Below are 20,761 nucleotides of genomic sequence, written 5' to 3' on the forward strand. Positions count from 1 at the left end.
TGGCGCTTTTCCGGTAGCAATCACCGTACGCCGCTCAAGGTCCTCATGCCCACGCCATTCACCATCCGCCGTCTTACCGCCGCCGACGCCGCTGCGTATCGCGATATCAGGCTCGAAGGTCTCGCCCAGCACCCCGATGGATTCGGGTCTGCTTGGGAGGACGAAGCGGAGCAGCCGCTCGCGTGGTTCGAGCAACGGATCGTGAGTGCTACGGTGTTCAGCGGATTTTTAGGCGACGAAAACGCGCCGGCGGGCGTCGCCGGCCTGATAGTGCCGCAGGGCGCGAAACAGCGCCACAAGGGCGTGTTGATGGGCATGTACGTGCGCCCGGCCGCTCGCGGGACAGGAATGGCGCTGGCCCTCGTGCAAGCCGTCCTGAGCCACGCACGCACCGTGGTGGAAGAGGTTCAACTGACGGTTGCGCCGCATAACGAAGCGGCGCAACGGCTGTATCGCTCGGTGGGATTCGTCGAATACGCGCGTGAACCGCGTGCGCTGAAAATAGACGGCAAGTATCAGGAGGCCGTGCTCATGACCTTGCCGTTTCAACCCATCGTTGGCTGATCAACCCCCTAGCTACCGCTCGATTCCCGCAGCTGCTTCAAGCGGTACTCACCCTGGCGCGCAAACATCCAGCCCGGATATTCCTGAGCAAGCTGGCTGACTTCATCGAGTGCGGCGAGTTCGTCGTCGTTCAGCTTTACTTGCGTTGCGGCGATGTTGTCGTCGAGTTGCTCAACCCGCTTTGCCCCGATAATCACGCTCGTCACCACTTTCTGGTGCAGCAGCCACGCCAGCGCGATTTGCGCAACCGTCACGCCCTTGGCTTCGGCCATGTGGGTCATTGCGTCGATGCAATCAAATGCGCGATCCATGTTCACCGGTGGAAACGGGAAATTGGTGCGCCGCCCCTGCTCCGCTGAACTACCGTCGCGCTTGTATTTGCCGCTCAACAAACCGCCCGCAAGCGGACTCCAGACCATCAGGCCCAGGTTTTCGCTCTTGAGCATCGGGACAATTTCACGTTCGAGATCGCGCCCGGCAATCGTGTAATACGCCTGTAGCGACTCGAAGCGCGCGAGGCCAAGCCGCTCCGAAATGCCAAGCGCCTTCGCGATCTGCCACGCCGCCCAGTTCGATACACCGATGTAGCGCACATGGCCGTGCTGCACGAGGTTGTCGAGTGCACGCAGCGCTTCTTCGATGGGCGTGGCGGTATCGAAGCCATGCAACTGATACAAATCGATGTGATCGAGTTGCAGGCGTTTCAAACTCGCCTTCACGCCGTCAATGATGTGATACCGCGACGCGCCGCGCGAGTTGATGCCTTTCGTGCCGGTTTCGCCGTGGATCTTGCTGGCGACCACCACGTTTTCGCGAGGCACCTTCAGGTTCTTGAGCGCCTGGCCGGTCATGATCTCCGACGTGCCGTCGGCGTAGACGTCGGCGGTATCGATGAAATTGATGCCCGCATCCAGCGCGCGGCCGACGAGGTTGTCCGCGTCCGCCTGTTTCAGGCCGCCAATGTTGGTCCACATGCCGCCTTCGCCGAAGGTCATGGTGCCGAGGCACAATTCCGAAACGAACAAGCCGGTATTGCCGAATTTTCTGTTACGCATGCTGGGTCCCTTAGAATTCATCCTGAACTGGCGGCCGGCAGGTTTCGCCTTCGGCCGCTTCGCGACGGAACGCCCGAACGCCCGCTCGGTGTTTCAGCAACGCCGCGATGAAGCAGTATCTGCCTGTGCCGCTTCGCCCGGCTAGCCTGATCCTGTCGGATCATTGCCCGATCCTGCAAACGCCGCGCTTATTGCTAGGCGAAGCTGGGCGAAAACACGCGGGCGCGAGTAAGCTGGATGCCATTCGCCGGCGGTGTGTGACTGATCGCGGGTTGATCTCGATCCGCATCTGACTGACGGCAACCCTTCTCCATCCTTGCAAGACTGCAGCCGATTCCCGGGCAGCAGCCGCGCAAACTCACTATCTGCGAATCATGGCCCTGAATGAGACGGCGGATTCCGCCATCGATCCCTCGCATCACGCTGTCAACGACCACGCTTTCAACGCCGGCGCCAATGGTGCATCAGCGCCGCTTGATCCGGGCCTCGATCACGCCCGGCTCGATCTGGTTGCATTACTGGACCGCTTTACGGCAGACACCACCGGCACCTGCCAGACGGCGGTGCACGGTTTGTTCCTGCACCGCGTCGTGCATTGCGGCGGCCCGAGCCATGGCATCCAGACGCCGGCGCTTGGCGTGATCGCGCAAGGGTCGAAGCGGATCATGGTCGGGGACGAACTGTATGTGTATGACCCCATGCATTATCTGGTTTCATCGGTGGATTTGCCGGTGATGGGGCAGGTGACGGGCGCGACCGAGGACAACCCATATCTGGGCATGCGGCTTGACCTCGATGTCGAGGAAATCACCAAATTGATTCGCGATGAAAGCCTGCCGCCGTCAACGCCCGCGGACGCCTCGCGCGGCCTCTATGTCAACCGGCTCGGCACGTCGCTGCTGGATGCCGTGTTGCGCTTGCTGCGCCTGCTCGATACACCCGAGGACATTCCCATTCTCGCGCCGCTGGTCAAGCGCGAGATCCTGTATCGGTTGCTGATGAACGGTCCTGGCGCGCGCTTGCGCCAGATCGCGCTGCAGGACAGCCAGACGCAGCGCATTGCGAAGGCGATCATGCTGCTGCGCCAGCACTTCGATCAGCCGTTACGCGTGGAGTCGATCGCCCGCGACGTGCATATGAGCGTCTCGTCGCTGCATCATCATTTCAAGGCCGTCACGGCGATGAGCCCGCTGCAATACCAGAAGCAGCTGCGGCTTCAGGAAGCGCGCCGCCTGATGCTGATCGACATGACCGATGCAGCGACAGCGGCGCACCGCGTGGGGTACGAGAGCGCATCGCAATTCAGCCGCGAGTACAGTCGCCTGTTCGGTGCGCCGCCGTTACGCGATACCCGCAAATGGCGTGAGACGGCAGGCGCATGATCGAGACGTATTGCTTCAAAGCGACCGGAAGCGAAAAAGCCAGGGAAGTCCCTGGCTTTTTCGTTTTTAACGCTTGGCGGGTGAGGCCGATCAAGGATCAATAGTAACGATGCGGCGGGCCGTCGTAACGCGGTGCGTGATGGCGCTCCCACTCGCGCCGTTCCCAGTAGCGATGTCCGTCGTAATACCGGTCGCCGTGCCAGCCGCGGCTGTCGACATGAACATAGCCGGGGTGAAAGTGGTCGTCGGCGGATGCGATGTTCGTGAAGCCGAGACTCGTTGCTGCCGCCACCGCGAGCGATGCGACTGCCAAGCTCTTTCTGAGTGTCAACATGTTGGTTTCCTTCGCGCTTGTTAGCTTGTTAGTTTGTGTTCGGGCTTGTTCCGCGGCTTAGTAGCGGCTTAGTAGCGGCCGTAGTCTTCGTGATGGTGGTATCCGCCGCCATCCGGCACGACGATGCAGCCACCCAGGGTGCTGCCGAGGAGTACTGCAAGCGTGGCTAGAATCGCTAATCGTTTCATCGGTTTCTCCAAGTGAAATCCGTGAAATCAATTTAGCAATTAGATAAATGACAAGCCGTTTGCGTTTGTAAGGAAAAGTGTGGCTGGAAATATTCGAGAGAGGCAGCGAAGGATTGGTCTGCCGGCGCTGTTACCGAACGATCCGGGGCCTTACATTTGGGGTGAGGGAAACACCGACCACGCGGCCATCGCGCACGCCGCAGCTGCTGTCTACGCGCGTCCATTGCGACTTTCCGCGGACTTTTGCGAAAGCGCGCATGGCAATGACCTGGTCGACGGGAACGGGATTGCCCGCGCTGAAGATCGTGGTGTCGTTATCGATCGTTGCATGCAGTACACGCCGGTCGGGGACGATGAACGTGTCGTACTTGGGCGTCATTGCCACCCATCGATCGAACGCTGCCACGCAGCGGATCACCGGTTCAGGGACGTGCATGCGGGTCAGGTAGGCGTAGTCTTCCAGCGAGGGTTCGGGCGTTTCCTGGGCATGACTGAGTTGATACAACGAGGCGCAGAGGAGCAAGCCGACAACAAGAGGTAAAGATTTCATGCGAGAGAAAGCACCGGGCGGTTGATGAGTAGCGTTGAAAGACGGCATCGAACCGTGACGCGAAGTGTACCGCGCGAACCCTCGCATGGCGCTTTTGAAAATCTGCACGGGTTGCGCCTGGTGCAACCCGGATCGCAAGTAGAACCGCGTTTCGCCACGTCCCGTCGCGACAACCACCATAATATCGGTCACACGCCACTTTGCCGGATAACCGCGAATGACTGACATCTTGCTGACTTCAACCCCGTCGCCCCGACTGACCAGCCTGTCCCACGGCGGCGGCTGTGGCTGCAAGATCGCCCCGGGCGTTCTCGCCGACCTGTTGAAACGCAGCGTGCCGTTGCCGTTCTTCCCCGACTTGCTGGTGGGCAACGATACCGCCGACGACGCGGCGGTTTATCGTTTGAACGACGAGCAGGCGATTGTCGCCACCACCGACTTCTTCATGCCGATCGTCGATGACCCGTTCGACTTCGGCCGTATCGCGGCAACCAACGCGCTCTCCGATGTCTACGCCATGGGCGGCAAACCGATCCTCGCGCTGGCGCTCGTCGGCATGCCGATCAACGTGCTGCCGCACGAGGTGATCGCGGCCGTGCTGAAGGGCGGCGAGTCGGTCTGCGCCGAAGCGGGCATCCCTCTCGCGGGCGGCCATTCCATTGATTCCGTCGAGCCTATCTATGGCTTGGCGGCAATCGGTATCGTGCATCCGAAGCGCGTGAAGCGTAACGCCTCGGCTCGTCCCGGCGACGTGCTGATCCTCGGCAAACCGCTCGGCGTGGGCGTGTTGTCGGCGGCGCTCAAGAAGGATCAACTCGATGCCGCCGGCTACGCCGCGATGATCGCCGCCACGACCAAGCTGAACCGCCCGGGCGCGGATCTGGCCGCACTCGACGCCGTGCACGCGCTCACCGACGTAACCGGCTTCGGCTTGTTGGGCCACACGCTGGAACTGAGCCGTGGCGCCGGCCTCACGGCACGCCTGCGATACGCCGACTTGCCATGGCTGCCCGGCGTCGAGGCGTTCGCGAAAGCGGGCGTGGTCACCGGGGCATCGGGCCGCAACTGGACCGCATACGGGCAGGATATTACGCTGGCGTCGTCATTGCACGATGTGGCCCGAAACCTGCTCACCGACCCGCAGACATCGGGCGGGTTGCTGGTGTCGTGCGCGCCCGAAGCGGCTGACGAAGTGCTCGCCATCTTCCGCGCGGACGGCTTCAATCAGGCGGCCGTGATCGGAGAAATGATCGATGGAGCGAGCCGCGTGGAAGTCGTTTAGCGCGCGTGTAGCTGATTCCCGAGAGCGTCCCCCACCCAATGCGCCAATGCGTCCCTGACCCACGTCTGCCAGGAGCACGATGAAAGAAGAATCGCCGAAAGCCATTTTCTACGCGCTCGCAGCCAACTTTGGCATCGCCGTCTGCAAGTTCGGCGCGGCTGCGTTCACCGGTTCCGGCTCCATGTTTGCCGAAGCTATCCACTCCACCGCCGATTGCGGCAATCAGCTCCTGCTGCTGTTCGGACTCAAGCGTTCCCAGGCGCCCGCCGACGTGTTGCACCCGCTCGGCTCGGGTCGCGAGATCTACTTCTATTCCATGCTCGTCGCGCTGCTGCTGTTCTTTGTCGGCGGCGCCTTTTCGGTGTATGAGGGCGTGCATCGGATTGCCCGGCATGAAGTGGTCAGCAACCCGATTGTCGCGCTCGTCGTGCTGGGGATATCGGTGGTGCTCGAGTCGTTTTCTCTCGCCGGCGCGTTGCGCGAGATCCGCAAGACGTCGGGAAACAAGTCCCTCTGGCGATGGTTTCGTGAGACGCGCGAGTCTGAACTGATCGTGGTCACCGGCGAAGATGTCGCTGCGCTGGCCGGTCTTGCCATCGCGTTTTGCGCCGTGCTGATGACCATGATCACCGGCAATTCCGTCTACGATGCTGCGGGTTCGATCGGCGTCGGCGTGCTGCTCATGGTGATCGCGTACCTGGTCGCCCGCGAGGTGAAGTCGATGATCGTCGGGGAATCGGCGAGTCCGGAAGTGCGCCGGGCTATCGATGCGCACTTGCGCGCGCGCCCGGAAATTGTTCGCGTGATCAACCTGATCACGCTGCAGTGGGGCAAGCAGATCGTGGTGGCCGTGCAAGCGGAGATGGTGGACTACGACAGCGGCCGCGCCATGGTCGATGCAATCAACGTGATCGAAGCAGACCTGCAGCGCGCGTTTCCCGAAGCGCGCTGGGTCTTCTTCGAGCCCGATATTTCCCGCGTGGCCGAGGCGCGCGTTTAGGCGTGAATCAGCGTCGCCGCTGTGAAGCATCCGCTCAAGGTTCCATTAAACTCAAATGACGTCGCGGAGAATCCGGCATCACGGCAGATGAACCGGTGGCCGGTCATAATGCGGTCGCGGTGTATCGGGCGTTGCGGGAAGCTGGGTGTCTCCGCTGGCGGGAAGCAGCGTGGTGCCTTCGTCCGGTGGTGCAACGCTGTCCACTTGCTTGCTCACCCGGGCGGCCGACGGCGCGATGGGCTTCGCGGCCCGCTCGAGGTTGGCGCGCTCTGCGGCGCAAACCCGCCCGGGCGCAAGAAGTGCTGCCAGCAGTCCGGTCGCCGATAGCAACACGGCCGCGCCGCAAAGGACCGTTCGTATGGACCACATGGGTCGCATGGTTCGCGTAATTTGGACATGCATGCCCGAATCCGGAAGTTTTGATCAGACGTTTGATGCACGAACCATTCCAGCTTCGCCAGTCTGTCCAGCTTTAGAGTGATGACCGCAGGTTCAATCGCGCTGCAGGCCGGGCGCATCCGTGGCGGTTTTCCGTAACCGAGTTCCTCATCCTCGCCTATGCGCAAAATTGTTCTCGTCATCCTTCTTTTTGTCCTGAGCGCCCTGGGCGTCTTGAATAGCCCGCTCGCATCCGCCGCGAATACGGCCGCCGCCCCGGCGAGGCCAGCCCCTGATGCAGCAACCATCACGCTGACCCCCGACCAGGCGCGCGCCGCGCTGACGGTCCTCAACGACCCCGCACGGCGAAGCCAGATCGAGGACACGCTGCGGGCCGTCGCGGCCGCCGGAGCGCTCGCCACGCCCGTGCAAGCCGCCTCAGGCAGCTCGGCGGCGACCGCGTCGGCTGCCAGCGGCGCATCAGGCGCGGCGAGCGTGCTGGCGAAGTCCCTCACGAGTAACGGGCTCGCATCGCAGATTTCGCATGAAGCGGGTTCCTGGATCATGGAGCTCAGCAGCGACCTGCGCCGTTCCGTTACGGCGCTGCTCGACTATGGCTCCGTTATGCGGTGGTGGCACCAGCGCGCCGCAACCACCAGCGGCCGCGAGCTGATCGGGCAGGTGATCTGGACGATCTCGATTACGTTGTTGCCCGCACTGCTGCTGGAATACCTGAGCTCACGATGGCTGCGCCGGCTGCGCGCGCGGATTGCGGCGCGCGGGATCGTGGACGTGGATGCAGCCCAGCCGGAGCTCGCGAAACAAGAGCAGGCAGCGGTGCACGCCGAAGCCGTGGCCGAGCGCTCGGGCAACGAGGCAGCTATCGAGGTTGCTGAACGCAAGACCGATACCGCTCGTGGCGTGCGCCATGCAGCACGTCACTGGACGCTGTTGCAACGGCTGCCAAGCGCCGTCCTTCACAGCTTGCTCGCGTTGCTGCCGTTGGTCGTGTTTGTGATCTCCACGGCCGTGCTGATGTCCATTTTCATCGACGACAGCACGCCGCAGGGCCGTTCCGTCGCCGCGTTGATCGACGTGTACCTAGTCTGCCGCGGCCTTGTGATCGCGAGCGGTTTCTTCATCGCGCCTCGCGCGCCGGGCCTGCGCCTGATCCAGATCAGCGACGATGCCGCGCGCTTCGCGCACGACTGGCTCGTGCGCATCGTGTGCGTGGCGGGAGCGGGCTCGGCGCTCGCCGAGGCCGCGGAGCCGCTGGGCATGACCGACACTGCTCACGACGCGATCCTCAAGGCGATCGCGCTGGTCGTGCATGTGCTGATCGCGGTCGTGATCCTCAAATGCCGCGTGCCGGTTGCCGCCTGGATTCGCGAGAGCTTCAAGGGGCGCCAGTCGTTCGTACTGCTGGGTAATTGGGTCGCCGATGTCTGGGCCGGGCTCGCCGTGTTTTTCGTGCTGGCGCTGTGGTTCGTCTGGGCGCTCGATGTCCACAACGGGTATCGCACGCTGTTTCATCTGTTCGGCATCTCGGTGCTCGTGCTGGTGGCGGCGCGCGTGGTCGCCATTGTCGCGTTCGGTGCGCTCGGACGGCTCTTTCATACCGTGGGCGGAGAAAACGACCTGTCGGACAAGTCGATCGTGCACCGCCACGCGTACCGCTATTACCCGCTGCTGCGGCGTGTGGTGCAGACGGCGATCATCGTGGTCACGTTGCTGACGTTGCTGCAGGTCTGGGGACTTCACTTCGTGTCACTGTTCTCGTCGGGCGGCGTGGGTCATCGGCTTGCCTCCGCGCTGATCACGATCGGGGTCGCCGCCGCGTTCGCCGTGATCGTGTGGGAAGGCGCGAACGTGATGGTCGAGCAACGGCTGGAAACGTGGACCGCGAGTGGCGACCGCTTGCGGGCCGCACGTCTTCAAACGCTGCTGCCAATGATGCGCAGCGCGCTCTTTATCGTGATCGCACTGGTCGTCGTATTGACAGGATTAAGCGAGATCGGCGTGAACACCGGGCCGTTGCTCGCGAGTGCGAGCATCTTCGGCGTAGCACTGGGTTTCGGGTCGCAAAAGCTCGTACAGGATCTGATCACCGGCATCTTCCTGTTGATGGAAAATGCGATGCAAGTGGGCGACTCGGTCACGCTCGCGGGGGTGTCGGGGACGGTCGAGTACCTGTCGATCCGCACCGTGCGTTTGCGGGGCAGCGACGGCTCGCTCTTTACCGTCCCGTTCAGTTCGGTATCGACGGTGAACAACACGAATCGCGGCATTGGCAATGCCGCGGTACGCGTGAGCATTGCGCTCGGACAGGACGTGGACCTGGCATCGGGTACGCTCAAGGAGATCGGGGCGTCGCTGCGTGAAGACGATGCGTTCAAGGACGGCATCCTCTCCGACTTCAGCCTGTGGGGCGTGGACGCGGTCGATGGTTCGAGCGTCACGCTGGCCGGCCAGATCCAATGCCGCGATAGCGCACGCTGGGGCGTGCAGCGCGAGTTCAACCGGCGCATTGTGGACCGCTTCACGGAGCGCGGCATCGAGATAGCGAATCCGCAGCGCAGTTTTGTGATCGTGAAGGGCGACGACGGGGATGAGCTGGCTGCATCGTTGAAGGGAGATCAACGGGACGGTTCTTCAAACGATGCGCATGCCGGTACCAACGTTGTAGATGCCAACATGAACGCCAATGCCGATCAACGCGGCGAGCGCACCATCACGGGCGAGCCTTCGAACTTGCCGCCGGAACGTTCGAAGCCCAGCCGGGCATAAAATGCTTCGAGCGCGGCGCTGTCGGGCGCGGCGCGATCGATGGAAGGCGCAGCGGGGCCTTCTCCTTTCTGCGTGAGCGGCCGTGGCACGAGTGAAAGCATCACCCCGTGCCGATCCGCTAGCGTGACGAGCCGGTCCATGGCCGCGCGTGCATGTCCCCTGTGATGTTCCCCCTCGGACCACAAGGCCTCGAGCGCGACGGCGCAGTCGCCGGTCGCCTCGAGCCACATCTCGACGTGCTGGCGGTCTTCGACATGGCTGGCGTGAAATGCATCGATCATTCGTGAAGCGGCGGTGTCGGGCATGAGCGCCTTGCAGACAAGTGGACTCGACAACGAGCGAGAGAGAAAGCGAACCAGCAAGACTCATGCTTGATGGCCGTTACAGGAACATTTTATGATCCTTACAACCGCGCTCTTTGCCCTTCTATAATGCGCTCAACGCAGGAGGGTCCGGCAGGTGGTACTGAGGGCGCTGACCCGACGGGCGCGTGATCCAGTCCCGCATCCTTTTGTGTGTTTCACCTCGCGTTCTCCTTCCACTTACGGTGCCGCCCAGATGAAATCGATCCTCCGTTCTTCGCTCGACCTGCTTCTTCGTTCTACCCGCAGCCGCCCCCGTATCGTCACCCGAATCCCTGCACTGAGCCTGACAGCCGCGGCGGCTGCGCTTTTGTTCAGCGCGTGTGAGCCAACGTTTGCGCAGGGTTCGGATAGCGCCAGTAGCGACAATGGCAACGGCCACGGCCAGCCCGTGAAGGTCATGATCATCTCCATGTTCGGCCCTGAGGGCCAGGTCTGGCTCGACAAGCTCGGTCCCTGGAAGGCCATTCACGTGGCCGGACTCTCTCCGGATTATCCCGTCGTGAATTGCAACCGGCAGGAGATCTGCGTGATGACCACCGGCATGGGGCATGCGAATGCGGCCGCTTCGCTGATGGCGCTCACGTTCTCCGATAAATTCGATCTGCGCCGTACCTATTTCATGATCGCGGGGATCGCGGGCATCGACCCGATGCAAGGCACGATCGGGTCCGCTGCATGGGCAAAATATCTCGTCGACTTCGGGATTCAATGGGAACTCGATGCGCGCGAAAAACCGGATAGCTGGCCGAGCGGTTATATCGGCATCAATACGAAAGGCCCGGCCGAGAAACCCCCGCTCGATTACAAGACCGAGGTGTTCCGGCTGAATCCGGATCTGGCCGATGCGGCTTATGCGTTGTCGAAGAACGTAGTGCTCTCCGATAGCCCCGAAGCCCAGGCCGCGCGCGCCAAGTTCAGCTATGCGCCGGCGAACCGGCCGCCGAAGGTGATCCAGTGCGACACGCTGGCGGGCGATACGTGGTGGTCGGGGAAATACATCGGCGAACGGGCGCGTGACTGGACGAAGCTCGTGACTGACGGCAAGGGCGTGTATTGCACGACGCAGCAGGAGGACAACGCGACTTACGAGGCGTTGTCGCGTGCGGCGAGCGTGCATCGCGTGGATTTGAACCGGGTGGCGGCGGTGCGTTCGGGCTCGGATTTTGATCGGCCCTATGACGGGCAATCAGCCTCCGACAATCTCCTCAATTACGCCGCGCAGGGCGGTTTCGCGCCGGCTATCGATAATTTGTATCGGGCGGGTAATCCGCTGGTGCAAGAAATTGCAACGCACTGGGCTGAATGGCGCGACGGCGTACCGCAACACTAGCGGTTCAACCCCGTGGCTCACCGCCCGTCTTCCGCTTGAGCGCTCAACGGGGACGAGTGGGGCCACGGAAGAAAGCCTTTCTATCGATCCGCGTGTTCCCATAGTCTCCGCAGACCTTGTTACAACTCCGTGCGACATATTCAGTTCGGCAGTCATTCTGACCTCTCTCAGTCAAATTTTCTGCATCGAAATTGAAAGCCGGTCGACAGTTTTTATCCAAGGGTTTTCCTTCGCCGCATTCCCGCGGCCCCACTGAAAGGCTGTTACAACTTCGCCATTCCTCGCAATCTGGTTAATTCATCGGGTGTGTCAACCGGCTATCCGCCTCATCCGTTTTTTCCCTAACAAAATCAATCGTCAAGCAAACCCTCTGTCAATTCGCGCTTTCCATTTCGCTGCAAAATAGCCGTCAAAAACCGGTCACACTTTCCTGTTACAAGTTTAGGAAAAAATTACCGTTTCTCTTTGTTGTTTTATGGAAATTTATTATTGAGATGTTCTTGATTTCCCGCTGCGTGGTACTTACAATCCGTTTCACAGTGTTGTTACAAGATGTAACTCACTGAAACAAAGTTTAAACGTAGCCCGACAGAACAAACGTTTGGCTAGGCAAAAAAGATAGCTGGCAAAAAATGCCGGCAGGGTACTCGGGGTTTATATCGAACGCGGGAAAATCATGAACGGTCGCGAAACGCTTGACTCGATTCGAGAAATCAACCTGTCGTACATCATGCTCGCGCAGCGCATGCTGCGTGATGACCGTGCCATCGGGATGTTTCGACTGGGTTTGTCTAAGGAACTCGCCGACCTTCTGTCCGGGCTGACGCTCGCACAGGTTGTCAAGCTGGCGGCTTCTGACCAGTTGCTGTGTTTTTTCCGTTTCAACGATCACACCATGCTGGCCGCCCTGACGTCGCCCGCGAAGCATGCGGATATTGCGCCGACGCACGCAGCCATCTTGCTGGCCGGCCAGCCAGCAGAACAGTTTCTCTAAGCACGGGAGCGCGCCATGCTTAAGAAGAGCCTCACAGAAGATGCACAAGAAGTTTTCCGCGCGATCGCATTGATCGAACTCGGGGCGCGGATGCAGGTGCTCGAAAGTGAACTGACACTGTCGCGTGACCGGATGATCCGGTTGTATCGCGAGGTGAAGGGCGTATCGCCGCCGAAGGGCATGCTGCCTTTCTCGGCTGACTGGTATATGACGTGGCTCGCGAACATCCATGCTTCGCTCTTCTACAACACGTATGTGTTCCTGAAGAAAGAAGCGGCTTGCTCGCATCTCGATGCCCTGACGAAGGGGTATCGGTTGTATCTCGAACATTGCAGGAATAGCGAAGTCGAGGCGGTACTTGATCTGACGCGGGCCTGGACCCTTGTGCGCTTTTTCGATGCGGGCATGCTGCAACTCACGAAATGCTGCCGCTGCACTGGAAAGTTCATCGCGCACAAACATGATTTGCAAGAAAACGTGGTGTGCGGGGCCTGCCAGCCGCCGTCACGCGCGGGGAAGACCAAGAAAGCGGCAGCCGCCCGTCAGGCGAGCCTTGAGACCGCGCTGGTGGAGTTGAGTTTGGTATCGACTAACGAAGTGCCGGAACCGACGGTGCTCGAACACGCGGCGATGTTACAGCCGCGAACAGAAAGCCTGATTGCACAGGCTGCTTAGGCGGCAGCGGACCGGTGGCCCCGAGGACCATCATTCGATGGGGTGGCTGCAGGACCCGCTGCTGTTTTTTAAGGTTAAAAGGGGTGTTGGAATTTTTGGGGCTACCGAGATTGGTAGCCCTTCGCTTTTTGTGGCTTGGGTTTTGCGCGCAAGCGTCCTACATCCTAGGCCGACAATAACGACCCTGTTCTATAAGCAGTAGCACTCGCGACCCGGGCCACTTCCATCCCGGCAGTGGCAAACCGTGCAATCTGCCGCGCATACAACATGCCGCTGGTCGTGCAGTTCAATGGCGTCACGGTATCCGTCAGCGGATCGACCACATCGGCAATTGCATCGCCGGCTTTGACCAGCTCCCCGACCTTCGTGCGAAACACCAGCACGCCGCTCGCAGGCGCAACAATAGGCTCGGCGCCGGCAAGCGGCGTCGCCGGATAGGCAAGTGCCTGCATGGCGGGCACGGCCGCATCGATCACGCCGCGATGGATCAGGTAATTGATGATGCCCTGCGCGTCGGCATCGGCGAATTCATACGATACGTCGTGCTGGCTGCGCAGTTCCACCGTCACCGAAATGCCGCCGTTCGGCACCGGGAAGCGATCGCCAAACTTCGCTCGCAGGTCCGACCAGCAGAAGCTGTGAATCTCGTCGAACGGGTTGCCCACCGAATTTAGCGCCAGCAGCGACGCCTTTGAATCCAGGTAGCGCGCAAGCGGCTCGACTTCGTCCCAGATATCCGGGTTGGTGTAGAGGTGCAACGCGGCGTCGAGATCGCAATGGAGGTCGAGCACGACATCGGCGTCGTAAGAGAGCTTCTGCAACGCAAGGCGCTGCGACTCGAGCTCGGTTTGCGGTTTTTGCTCGTCCAGCGCCTCGCGCATCGCGCGGCGCACGGCAAGCTTGTTCGCATTGATATCCGCTGACAGCCGGCCCTCTATGCGTGGCGCGATCAGCGCGGCGAGGTCATGGAAATTGCGGTTGAAGTTGTGGCCGCTGTTCAGTTCGAAGCGCCCGAGCAGGGTGCCGTGCATGTTCTGGTTCAACCCGATCGGGTTCGATACCGGCACGATCACCACTTCGCCGCGCAGCTTGCCCGCCGCTTCGAACTCGGCCAGTTGGCGCCGCAGACGCCACGCGACCAGCATGCCGGGAAGTTCGTCGGCATGCAGCGAGGACTGGATATAGATCTTCTCGCCGCCGCTCGGGCCGTAGTGAAAGCTCAGGATAGTGCGGGTGGTGCCGATCGACGGCGAAATCAGGGTGTGCGTTTTGGTTTGCATGATTGTCGGTGCACGGCGCGCTGGAAACGCGTCGCGCTTGGGAAAAGTGTCGGCGTGTTCAGGAGAGTTGGGCGGAGCGTTCGCGACGGGCGCCGGATTGCTGCTCACCGGCCGCACCGGTTAGCACCTGGCAATTACCCGGCGGCGCCTCCTGCCCAAGACAGTCGATCTTAGCTGAAAACGGCGGTTTTGCCGCACCGGGCGCAAAAGACGCCGGGAGGCATCCCGGCGCGCACAAAACAAAACGGGCTCCGCGATCAACGCGGAGCCCGTTTTTTCAAGCGCTCAAGCTGTGCCCGGAACGCGTTCCGGACTTGAGGCTTGGGGGACTGCTTAGTCGCCGTACACGTCGAAGGCGAAGTACTTCTTTTCGAGCTTCTTGTACGTACCGTCCTTGATGATCGAGGCGATTGCCTTGTCGATCTGTGCCTTCAGGTCGGTGTCTTCCTTGCGCAGGCCGATACCCGCGCCGTTGCCGAGGATCGTCGGATCGACCAGATCCTTGCCCACGAACTCGTAACCCGTACCGCGCGGGGTCTTCAGGAAGCCGACGTCAGCTTGCACGGCATCTTGCAGCGCTGCGTCCAGGCGTCCAGCTTGCAAGTCGGCGTACACGCCGTCCTGGTTCTGGTACGGCGTAACCGTTACACCCTTCGGCGCCCAATAGGTCTTGGCGTAGGTTTCCTGGATCGTGCCTTGTTCCACACCCACCGTCTTGCCCTTCAGGCCTTCAGGTGTCGGCAGGATGCCGCTGCCCTTCTTGGCGATCAGGCGGGTCGGCGTGTTGAACAGCTTGCTCGAGAACGCAATCTGTTCGGCGCGTTGCGGCGTCATGGACATCGACGACAGCACGCCGTCGAACTTCTTCGCCTTCAAGGCCGGGATCATGCCGTCGAAATCGTTTTCCACCCATACGCACTTCGCATGCAGGCGTGCGCAGATTTCATTGCCGAGGTCGATATCGAAGCCCACCAGCTTGCCATCCGGACCTTTCGATTCGAACGGGGCATACGAGGCATCGACGCCGAAACGGATGGTCGAGTAATCCTTCGCATTGGCGGTGACGGAGGTGATCGATGTGACGGCAAGCAAGGAAATCGTCAAAGCCGCGAGCAGTTTTTTCACTGTTTTTACTCCAAAGGTGGTCAGTACATCCCGGATAGGTCGGTAGGTGAGTATCCGGGTTCGTCCGGCGTGAGGCCCCTCGCACCGGACAGCTTACATTCCGCGGATTGTGTCCGCGATAGAACCGCAGCAGGTTACCAAGCCAAAAAAATAAGGGAGTTGGTGAAAATCCCGATAGCTAATCTTGCAACCCTTGTGCGGCTGGGCACTTCGGCTCGCGCAAGCAAATGAATCAATTTTTGTGCAACGCGATTGTAAGTCCATGTGTAAGTCCGATGTGGGCCTCTTGTTGAGTCTGTGATGGAGAAACGCGAAGCGCCGATGGGAAAGGGCGCGGCGAGCACCCTGCATTGACCGATACGCCACCGGTCAGGCGGTTACAAGGTCAGATCCTCTATCGGCGTACCCGTCAATGCAACGATGAAGTCGAAAAACGCCCTCACCTTGGCCGGCAGATGGTGGCGCGACGGATAGGCGGCATAGAGGGGAAAGGTCTCGTCGGGCCAATCGGGAAACAGGTCCACCAACCGGCCGCTGGCCAGCAATTGCTCGGCGCCGAGCGCCAGGATCTGCGCAATACCGTGTCCCGCGAGACATACGCCGTGCATCGTCCCGACGTCGTTGATGCTCAGGCGTCCCCGGGCGGCAATCAGGATCTTCTTCTTGCCGCGATGAAATTCCCACTGGAAGGGGCGCCCGGTTTCGGGATCGCGGAAGTGAATGCAGGTATGCGGCTCGCGTTCGAGATCGGCCGGGGCGAGCGGGCGGCCATATTTCTTGATGTAGCCCGGCGATGCCACGGTAATGACGCGTGTATCCAGTAGCTTGCGCGCAATCAGCGTGGATTCGCGCGGCTGACCAAAGCGAACGGCGAGGTCGAAACCGTCAGCGACCATGTCGCCGAGTTGATCGCGCGTGATCAGGTCGAGTTGCAGGTCGGGGTATTTCTCGACGAACGCACCAAGCCGCGGTCCAAGGAACAGGCGCGAAAAGAACGGATCGATATTCACACGCAGGCGCCCGCGCACCGCGCTTGCTCCTTGCGACGCAGACGCCGCCGCTTCCTCAAGTCCGCTTAGCAACGGCACGATCTGCTCGTAGAAACGCCGCCCTTCGTCGGTGAGCTTGACCGAGCGGGTAGTGCGGTCGAATAGCCTGATACCCAGCCGCGCTTCGAGCCGTGCCACGGAACGGCTCACACCCGATTGCGACATGTCCAGCGCTTCGCTCGCAGCGGCAAAACTGCCGCTGTCGACGATCGCGCTCAATACGCCCATGCCGTTCAACATCCGTTCGTCGAAGCTCATGAGCATGCTCCCCAGTCATTAATCGATTGGAGTCGATGCTATCGTGAAATGAGTGCGGCGGTAGCGGACGAGCGTTGACCGGGCGCTGAGTCCAGCCCTGTCATTCCAGCCACATGCTTGCCGACGGTCAAATTTTTTCGGGAACCTTGGTCTGCTGAAGCTTGGTCCCCGGACTCGACATATCGCTCGAACGGAAACGCTGCCGGTATTCCATCGGGCTGATATGAAGACGCTTGCTAAAGGTTCGTCTGAGCGTGTCGGCGCTTTCGAATCCACATCGGCGCGCGATGTTTGAAACGGGATGGTCGGTGCTTTCGAGATATCGCCGGGCGGCGTCGATGCGTGCGTCGTTGAGAAAGGCGATCAGGCTGACGCCGCACTCCTTGCTAAAGACGCGGGACAGGTTACGCGCGCTCATGTTCAGCCGCTGCGCAAGCGAGGCCATGGTGTGCGACAGATGAAGATTATCGAGCAGGTACTGCTGAACCGGCTGGATCTGTGAATCGGCGGCAGCCTGCGTTTCCAGGAGCGGGCTGAATTGCGATTGCCCACCTGCGCGCCGCACATACACAATCAGGTACTTCGCCACGTCCAGCGCCATCTTCTTGCCGAAGTCTTCCTCGATCATGACAAGCGCGAGGTCGATGCCCGCCGTCACGCCGGCGGTTGTGTAAAGACCGCCGTCCTTGACATAGATCTGATCCGGTTCGACCTTCGCTTTGGGAAACATGGCGGCGAGTCTTGCCGCATCCATCCAGTGGGTCGTCACGGTCTTATGATCGATCATGCCTGCCGAACCGAAGGCGAATACCCCGTTGCAAATGGCGGCAATACGACGGCTGATGCGACGTTGCTTCACCAGCCATTCGCTGAGCGTGGAGTCTTCCAGCACTTCAAAAATGCCGAGACCACCCGGGATGATCACCGTATCGAATTCGGGGCAGGGGTCGAAGATCGTCCGGTCCGGCACAACCGTCAAACCACTGGACGAGAGCACGGATCCGCGTGTCGTGCCGACGGTCAGCATTTCGTATTCACACTGGCCCTGGCTCAGGATGCGAACCTCGGCGAACGCATCTTTTGGCCCAGCGATATCGAGCAACTGGAAGCCGGGAAACAGCACCATGGCGACGGTGATCTTACGCATATGCGAGTCCGATGAATTCGGGGTCCGGGCAGACGGAGTTTGCGCCGCTGCGGCACCCGTCCATGCGATGAAACCACGCCGGAAACCAGGCTGGCCCCAGGCGAAGCCGGGAGCAATTATTCTAAGGTGGCAAAATTTCGATGACCAGCGGGACGTGACGTCAATTGATCGCATGGGCACGGCGCGCTTGAAATGCGCCGTGCCGTGCCGCTTTAACCACGTCCTTAGACAGCCTGGTGAAGTGAACGCGCATTCGCCGTTCTGGAACCGGCATGCAGGCTACGCTGTGCCAGGTTGCCGAACAGCAGGCCTAGCGTGGTCCACATGATCACTTGCATGCCGATAGCGGCAATCCGGAATTTCCAGAGCAGCACGGCAGGAAAGGCGGCTGGCACCTCGTTAATTGCCGGCATGCCAATCTGCACGGCGGCAATGATCACGACAAACACCGCTGCGCCGGCAATGGACGCATTCCACGTTCCGAAGCGGGCAATTGCTGCCCGGCGAACCTTTAGCGAAAACACCAAGGTGACTAGCGAGATCACGATCATCAAGAAATATAGGCCGGTGCGATAGCCTATGGTCGCCGGGTCTCCTACCGAAGGTGGATTGGCCGGGTACTTGAGGTTCGGCACGATCACTAAAGCAATGAACCCGGCGATGGCCAGCAACGCCGACAAAGCATTGGCGCTAAGCTTGCCGACCCGGCCCACCAGCGCCGAGAAGGTCAGCGCGAACAGGCCGCCGATAGCCGCGCTGAAAGCCATTACACCCGTGAGCAGGCCGAGGCCCGCCTGCGTGTGACGGCTGACGAGTTCAGGCTCGGGCGATTCGCCTTTTGCCGCATCTGCCTTTTCCTCGAACGAGATCGCCTGATCGACTTGAGGCTCGCCGACCATCTTCGCGAAACCGAATGTAAGCAGTCCAGCTGCAATGCCGGCGAGCATGCCGCGCATCAATAATTTGCCGACGATGGGAGTCTCCGGATCAATGACAAGGGAAGCCGAGCAGGTGCCGGCCATCGTGTACAAATTCATGCACGTACATGCCGGGAATCAGCGATGTCGCGCCTTCTTCCGCACCCACGAAATAGATTGCTAGCAGCATCAGCAAGCCACCGAAAATCGCCCACGGCATCAGCTCGCGAACGGGAAGCGGTAATGGCATGACGGTTGAATCGAGAACAGCGTCGGTCATTAGAATCTCCAAAGGCGTTAGCCCGGACAGATAAAGCTTAAAGAAAAGGAAGGCCCCAGTCAGGCGCTAGCGGTGACGACCGCAGCGTCGATTGCTACTATCTCCGCCTCCGACAGCACGCCGGCTTCAACCAGGGTTTTCTTGAGCGCGAGAAAGAAACGTTCGTAATAGTCCCAGCGCGGTTGGCCCGCGCAATAGCCGTCCTCCCATTGCGCAATCGATTCGATCAGGTTCTGCCGGAAGGCTTCCCACTCGAAGTAGCCGGCCTTCGACAACGACAGCGCAAGCCCGAACACATCGCGCTCCCACGGTTTGTCGAAGAGAAACTTGCCTTGCTGGCGCGGCGGTGAATCGGCTTGACCCAGCATGCTCGACGCAGCGTATTCCTCGAAACGCGTGAACATGATCAGCCCGCAGCCAGTGAGGTCGATGCGGGCGGGGGCACGAGCGCAACGCCCATCATCGCCTCCGGCGTGATGAGTGCGGCCAGTGCTTCTTCGCTCATGCCGTCCGTTCCCGCTGGACGCTCCGGTACGACGAACCAGCGAATCTGCGCGCTGCTGTCCCACACCTTGACTTCGGTGTCCGCGGAAACGGGCACACCGAATTCGCGCAGCACCGCACGTGGTTCACGCACGCCGCGCGCGCGAAATACGGGGTCCTTGTACCAGTACGGCGGCAGGCCGAGTACCGGCCATGGATAACACGAGCACAGCGTGCAAATGATCAGGTTATGCACGCCGTCGCCGTTCGCGACTGCTGCCATGTGTTCGCCTTCCGCGCCGTCCATGCCTTGCGGCAAGTCCATTGTTGCGATGGCTTTGGGTGTGTCTTCGATCAAAAGCTGCTTGAACGCGGGATCGACCCACGCACGCGCGACAATGCGCGCGCCGTTGAACGGGCCCGCCACGGTTTCGAAATGGCCGAGCACGGTATCCACCGAGTCGCTGCCCAGCACGCCTTTCTCGATCAACAGCGCTTCCAGCGCACGCACTCTCGCGGCGCTGGCTGCTTCGCGCTCGTCATCGTATTTGAATAGTTCGCTCATGGTCGTGGTTCCTGGCGTGGATCAGTGGGGTGCAAGCAGATAGGCATCGAAGAGATCGGCGTAGATGGTCGTATTGGGCTCGCTCTTCTCCTCGCCCCAGATGTCGGCGGCATTGAACGCCACGCGATACACGGGCATGGCCTGTCCGATGCCATCAGGTCCTGTAGAAACGAAATACGAAAATGCGCCGGGATAGACGAGGTCCACCGTGCCGTTTTTATTACGCAGATATCCGGGCAAGCGGGTGTGCTCGACAGCATCGGGGTCTCCCACGCGCACTTGCGCGCCCTTCGAAAAACGTGGCTCTTGCTCGAATGCGTGAAAGCCGGAATCGCCTTTGACCAGGTACGCGTTGATCTGCGCTGCAATCGCGGGATTGGGCTTGGCGGGAAGCGCTGCTTGCGGATCAGCACGGTACTGGCGGGTCTTTTCGTCGAGTTCATCAGCCGATACATATCCTTCATCGATAAAAAACTGCGAGATCCCCATCAACCATTTTTCGTAATAGCGGAACTTGAAATACTCGAACGGCTGCATGCCTTCGGCACCCGTGCGCAACGACGCCCAGGTCCATGTATTCCTGAATGCAGTGGGCAGATCGGCTATGGGATAACGCGGCAATGCGTCGGCGAGATGCGTGCTCTCGGCCATCATCACCGTATGGATGCCGAAGATGCGTTTCTCCCACGGCTCGACGAACACTTGCGTGTCCACATTGACTGGACCAAGATTTTCCAGTCCGCCTAAGTTGTGCTGTAGTTTCATTCGATGTT

23 protein-coding genes are annotated in these 20,761 nt (G+C 60.7%); 9 read left to right on the plus strand and 14 right to left on the minus strand.

Going from position 1 to position 20,761, the window contains the following annotated elements; all coding sequences use genetic code 11:
- Window positions 1-564, plus strand: a 564-nt coding sequence (locus tag FH08_RS0104425) for a GNAT family N-acetyltransferase (RefSeq protein WP_326928919.1), incomplete at its 5' end; no start/stop codon positions are given.
- 8 nt (window positions 565-572) lie between these two features.
- Here FH08_RS0104425 and FH08_RS0104430 read toward each other — a convergent pair.
- Window positions 573-1,619, minus strand: coding sequence for an aldo/keto reductase (locus tag FH08_RS0104430; RefSeq protein ID WP_031357162.1), 1,047 nt, complete (start codon window positions 1,617-1,619; stop codon window positions 573-575).
- Window positions 1,620-1,726: 107 nt separating this feature from the next.
- Here FH08_RS0104430 and FH08_RS51635 point away from each other — a divergent pair, with 107 nt between their 5' ends.
- Window positions 1,727-1,912, plus strand: a complete 186-nt coding sequence (locus FH08_RS51635; RefSeq protein ID WP_152602728.1) for a hypothetical protein — start codon at window positions 1,727-1,729, stop codon at window positions 1,910-1,912.
- 81 nt (window positions 1,913-1,993) lie between these two features.
- Complete coding sequence (locus FH08_RS0104440; protein ID WP_035565327.1) at window positions 1,994-3,001, plus strand: AraC family transcriptional regulator; 1,008 nt, start codon at window positions 1,994-1,996, stop codon at window positions 2,999-3,001.
- Window positions 3,002-3,098: 97 nt separating this feature from the next.
- Here the strand turns inward: FH08_RS0104440 and FH08_RS0104445 are convergent, their stop codons facing one another.
- The gene (locus tag FH08_RS0104445; protein ID WP_031357164.1) at window positions 3,099-3,335 is read right to left on the minus strand and encodes a hypothetical protein; all 237 of its coding nucleotides are present in this window, start codon (window positions 3,333-3,335) and stop codon (window positions 3,099-3,101) included.
- A gap of 318 nt (window positions 3,336-3,653) precedes the next feature.
- Complete coding sequence (locus tag FH08_RS0104455; protein WP_031357165.1) at window positions 3,654-4,073, minus strand: BspC domain-containing protein; 420 nt, start codon at window positions 4,071-4,073, stop codon at window positions 3,654-3,656.
- A 217-nt stretch (window positions 4,074-4,290) separates the two neighbouring features.
- Between FH08_RS0104455 and selD the strand changes: the two genes are divergently transcribed.
- Entirely contained in the window at window positions 4,291-5,355 is a 1,065-nt protein-coding gene (selD, locus tag FH08_RS0104460; protein ID WP_031357166.1) for a selenide, water dikinase SelD, read from the plus strand.
- A gap of 79 nt (window positions 5,356-5,434) precedes the next feature.
- Window positions 5,435-6,355 carry a cation diffusion facilitator family transporter gene (locus FH08_RS0104465; RefSeq protein WP_031357167.1) on the plus strand — a complete coding sequence of 307 codons (921 nt, stop codon included), beginning with the start codon at window positions 5,435-5,437 and terminating at the stop codon, window positions 6,353-6,355.
- Window positions 6,356-6,433: 78 nt separating this feature from the next.
- Here FH08_RS0104465 and FH08_RS0104470 read toward each other — a convergent pair whose 3' ends face one another.
- The gene (locus FH08_RS0104470) at window positions 6,434-6,724 is read right to left on the minus strand and encodes a hypothetical protein (RefSeq protein ID WP_031357168.1); all 291 of its coding nucleotides are present in this window, start codon (window positions 6,722-6,724) and stop codon (window positions 6,434-6,436) included.
- 189 nt (window positions 6,725-6,913) lie between these two features.
- On the opposite strand from FH08_RS0104470, the gene FH08_RS0104475 reads away from it, so the two are divergent.
- Complete coding sequence (locus FH08_RS0104475) at window positions 6,914-9,520, plus strand: mechanosensitive ion channel family protein (protein ID WP_051887755.1); 2,607 nt, start codon at window positions 6,914-6,916, stop codon at window positions 9,518-9,520.
- Here the strand turns inward: FH08_RS0104475 and FH08_RS0104480 are convergent.
- Window positions 9,445-9,825, minus strand: a complete 381-nt coding sequence (locus FH08_RS0104480) for a hypothetical protein (RefSeq protein WP_031357170.1) — start codon at window positions 9,823-9,825, stop codon at window positions 9,445-9,447. The genes FH08_RS0104475 and FH08_RS0104480 overlap by 76 nt on opposite strands.
- A 316-nt stretch (window positions 9,826-10,141) precedes the next feature.
- Here FH08_RS0104480 and FH08_RS0104485 point away from each other — a divergent pair, with 316 nt between their 5' ends.
- The 3 genes from FH08_RS0104485 to flhC all read left to right on the plus strand — a co-directional run bounded on the left by FH08_RS0104485 (window position 10,142) and on the right by flhC (window position 12,884).
- The gene (locus FH08_RS0104485) at window positions 10,142-11,215 is read left to right on the plus strand and encodes a purine-nucleoside phosphorylase (protein WP_031357171.1); all 1,074 of its coding nucleotides are present in this window, start codon (window positions 10,142-10,144) and stop codon (window positions 11,213-11,215) included.
- 676 nt (window positions 11,216-11,891) lie between these two features.
- Window positions 11,892-12,209 (plus strand): flagellar transcriptional regulator FlhD, encoded by a 318-nt coding sequence (gene flhD / locus FH08_RS0104490; protein WP_031357172.1) that lies wholly within the window; start codon window positions 11,892-11,894, stop codon window positions 12,207-12,209.
- 15 nt (window positions 12,210-12,224) lie between these two features.
- Window positions 12,225-12,884, plus strand: a complete 660-nt coding sequence (flhC, locus tag FH08_RS0104495; RefSeq protein WP_031357173.1) for a flagellar transcriptional regulator FlhC — start codon at window positions 12,225-12,227, stop codon at window positions 12,882-12,884.
- Between the two features lie 164 nt (window positions 12,885-13,048).
- On the opposite strand, the gene FH08_RS0104500 is transcribed toward flhC, so the two are convergent.
- From FH08_RS0104500 to nthB, 9 genes are all read right to left on the minus strand, one after another.
- Window positions 13,049-14,164 carry a succinylglutamate desuccinylase/aspartoacylase family protein gene (locus FH08_RS0104500; RefSeq protein ID WP_031357174.1) on the minus strand — a complete coding sequence of 372 codons (1,116 nt, stop codon included), beginning with the start codon at window positions 14,162-14,164 and terminating at the stop codon, window positions 13,049-13,051.
- Window positions 14,165-14,497: 333 nt separating this feature from the next.
- Window positions 14,498-15,289 (minus strand): ABC transporter substrate-binding protein, encoded by a 792-nt coding sequence (locus FH08_RS0104505; RefSeq protein WP_031357175.1) that lies wholly within the window; start codon window positions 15,287-15,289, stop codon window positions 14,498-14,500.
- Between the two features lie 377 nt (window positions 15,290-15,666).
- On the minus strand, window positions 15,667-16,596 hold the full coding sequence (locus tag FH08_RS0104510; RefSeq protein ID WP_031357176.1) for a LysR family transcriptional regulator: 930 nt from the start codon (window positions 16,594-16,596) through the stop codon (window positions 15,667-15,669).
- Window positions 16,597-16,723: 127 nt separating this feature from the next.
- Complete coding sequence (locus tag FH08_RS0104515) at window positions 16,724-17,743, minus strand: GlxA family transcriptional regulator (protein WP_051887756.1); 1,020 nt, start codon at window positions 17,741-17,743, stop codon at window positions 16,724-16,726.
- A 224-nt stretch (window positions 17,744-17,967) separates the two neighbouring features.
- Entirely contained in the window at window positions 17,968-18,717 is a 750-nt protein-coding gene (locus tag FH08_RS0104520) for a CbtA family protein (protein ID WP_031357178.1), read from the minus strand.
- 13 nt (window positions 18,718-18,730) lie between these two features.
- Window positions 18,731-18,940 (minus strand): CbtB domain-containing protein, encoded by a 210-nt coding sequence (locus FH08_RS0104525; RefSeq protein ID WP_031357179.1) that lies wholly within the window; start codon window positions 18,938-18,940, stop codon window positions 18,731-18,733.
- A gap of 59 nt (window positions 18,941-18,999) precedes the next feature.
- Complete coding sequence (locus FH08_RS0104530) at window positions 19,000-19,344, minus strand: nitrile hydratase accessory protein (protein ID WP_031357180.1); 345 nt, start codon at window positions 19,342-19,344, stop codon at window positions 19,000-19,002.
- A gap of 2 nt (window positions 19,345-19,346) precedes the next feature.
- The gene (nthA, locus tag FH08_RS0104535; protein ID WP_031357181.1) at window positions 19,347-19,988 is read right to left on the minus strand and encodes a nitrile hydratase subunit alpha; all 642 of its coding nucleotides are present in this window, start codon (window positions 19,986-19,988) and stop codon (window positions 19,347-19,349) included.
- A gap of 21 nt (window positions 19,989-20,009) precedes the next feature.
- Window positions 20,010-20,753, minus strand: coding sequence for a nitrile hydratase subunit beta (nthB, locus tag FH08_RS0104540; protein ID WP_031357182.1), 744 nt, complete (start codon window positions 20,751-20,753; stop codon window positions 20,010-20,012).
- Window positions 20,754-20,761 lie beyond the last annotated feature (8 nt).

Origin of the sequence: Caballeronia sordidicola, assembly GCF_000729995.1 — a bacterium.
GTDB lineage: Bacteria > Pseudomonadota > Gammaproteobacteria > Burkholderiales > Burkholderiaceae > Caballeronia > Caballeronia sordidicola_A.

Bases quoted from the DNA above. Each gene is read 5' to 3' on its own strand.
- FH08_RS0104430 (WP_031357162.1), bottom strand. From the start codon at position 1,619: ATGCGTAACAGAAAATTCGGCAATACCGGCTTGTTCGTTTCGGAATTG.
- FH08_RS51635 (WP_152602728.1), top strand. From the start codon at position 1,727: ATGAAGCAGTATCTGCCTGTGCCGCTTCGCCCGGCTAGCCTGATCCTG.
- FH08_RS0104440 (WP_035565327.1), top strand. From the start codon at position 1,994: ATGGCCCTGAATGAGACGGCGGATTCCGCCATCGATCCCTCGCATCAC.
- FH08_RS0104445 (WP_031357164.1), bottom strand. From the start codon at position 3,335: ATGTTGACACTCAGAAAGAGCTTGGCAGTCGCATCGCTCGCGGTGGCG.
- FH08_RS0104455 (WP_031357165.1), bottom strand. From the start codon at position 4,073: ATGAAATCTTTACCTCTTGTTGTCGGCTTGCTCCTCTGCGCCTCGTTG.
- selD (WP_031357166.1), top strand. From the start codon at position 4,291: ATGACTGACATCTTGCTGACTTCAACCCCGTCGCCCCGACTGACCAGC.
- FH08_RS0104465 (WP_031357167.1), top strand. From the start codon at position 5,435: ATGAAAGAAGAATCGCCGAAAGCCATTTTCTACGCGCTCGCAGCCAAC.
- FH08_RS0104470 (WP_031357168.1), bottom strand. From the start codon at position 6,724: ATGTGGTCCATACGAACGGTCCTTTGCGGCGCGGCCGTGTTGCTATCG.
- FH08_RS0104475 (WP_051887755.1), top strand. From the start codon at position 6,914: ATGCGCAAAATTGTTCTCGTCATCCTTCTTTTTGTCCTGAGCGCCCTG.
- FH08_RS0104480 (WP_031357170.1), bottom strand. From the start codon at position 9,825: ATGCCCGACACCGCCGCTTCACGAATGATCGATGCATTTCACGCCAGC.
- flhD (WP_031357172.1), top strand. From the start codon at position 11,892: ATGAACGGTCGCGAAACGCTTGACTCGATTCGAGAAATCAACCTGTCG.
- flhC (WP_031357173.1), top strand. From the start codon at position 12,225: ATGCTTAAGAAGAGCCTCACAGAAGATGCACAAGAAGTTTTCCGCGCG.
- FH08_RS0104500 (WP_031357174.1), bottom strand. From the start codon at position 14,164: ATGCAAACCAAAACGCACACCCTGATTTCGCCGTCGATCGGCACCACC.
- FH08_RS0104510 (WP_031357176.1), bottom strand. From the start codon at position 16,596: ATGAGCTTCGACGAACGGATGTTGAACGGCATGGGCGTATTGAGCGCG.
- FH08_RS0104515 (WP_051887756.1), bottom strand. From the start codon at position 17,743: ATGCGTAAGATCACCGTCGCCATGGTGCTGTTTCCCGGCTTCCAGTTG.
- FH08_RS0104525 (WP_031357179.1), bottom strand. From the start codon at position 18,940: ATGACCGACGCTGTTCTCGATTCAACCGTCATGCCATTACCGCTTCCC.
- FH08_RS0104530 (WP_031357180.1), bottom strand. From the start codon at position 19,344: ATGTTCACGCGTTTCGAGGAATACGCTGCGTCGAGCATGCTGGGTCAA.
- nthA (WP_031357181.1), bottom strand. From the start codon at position 19,988: ATGAGCGAACTATTCAAATACGATGACGAGCGCGAAGCAGCCAGCGCC.
- nthB (WP_031357182.1), bottom strand. From the start codon at position 20,753: ATGAAACTACAGCACAACTTAGGCGGACTGGAAAATCTTGGTCCAGTC.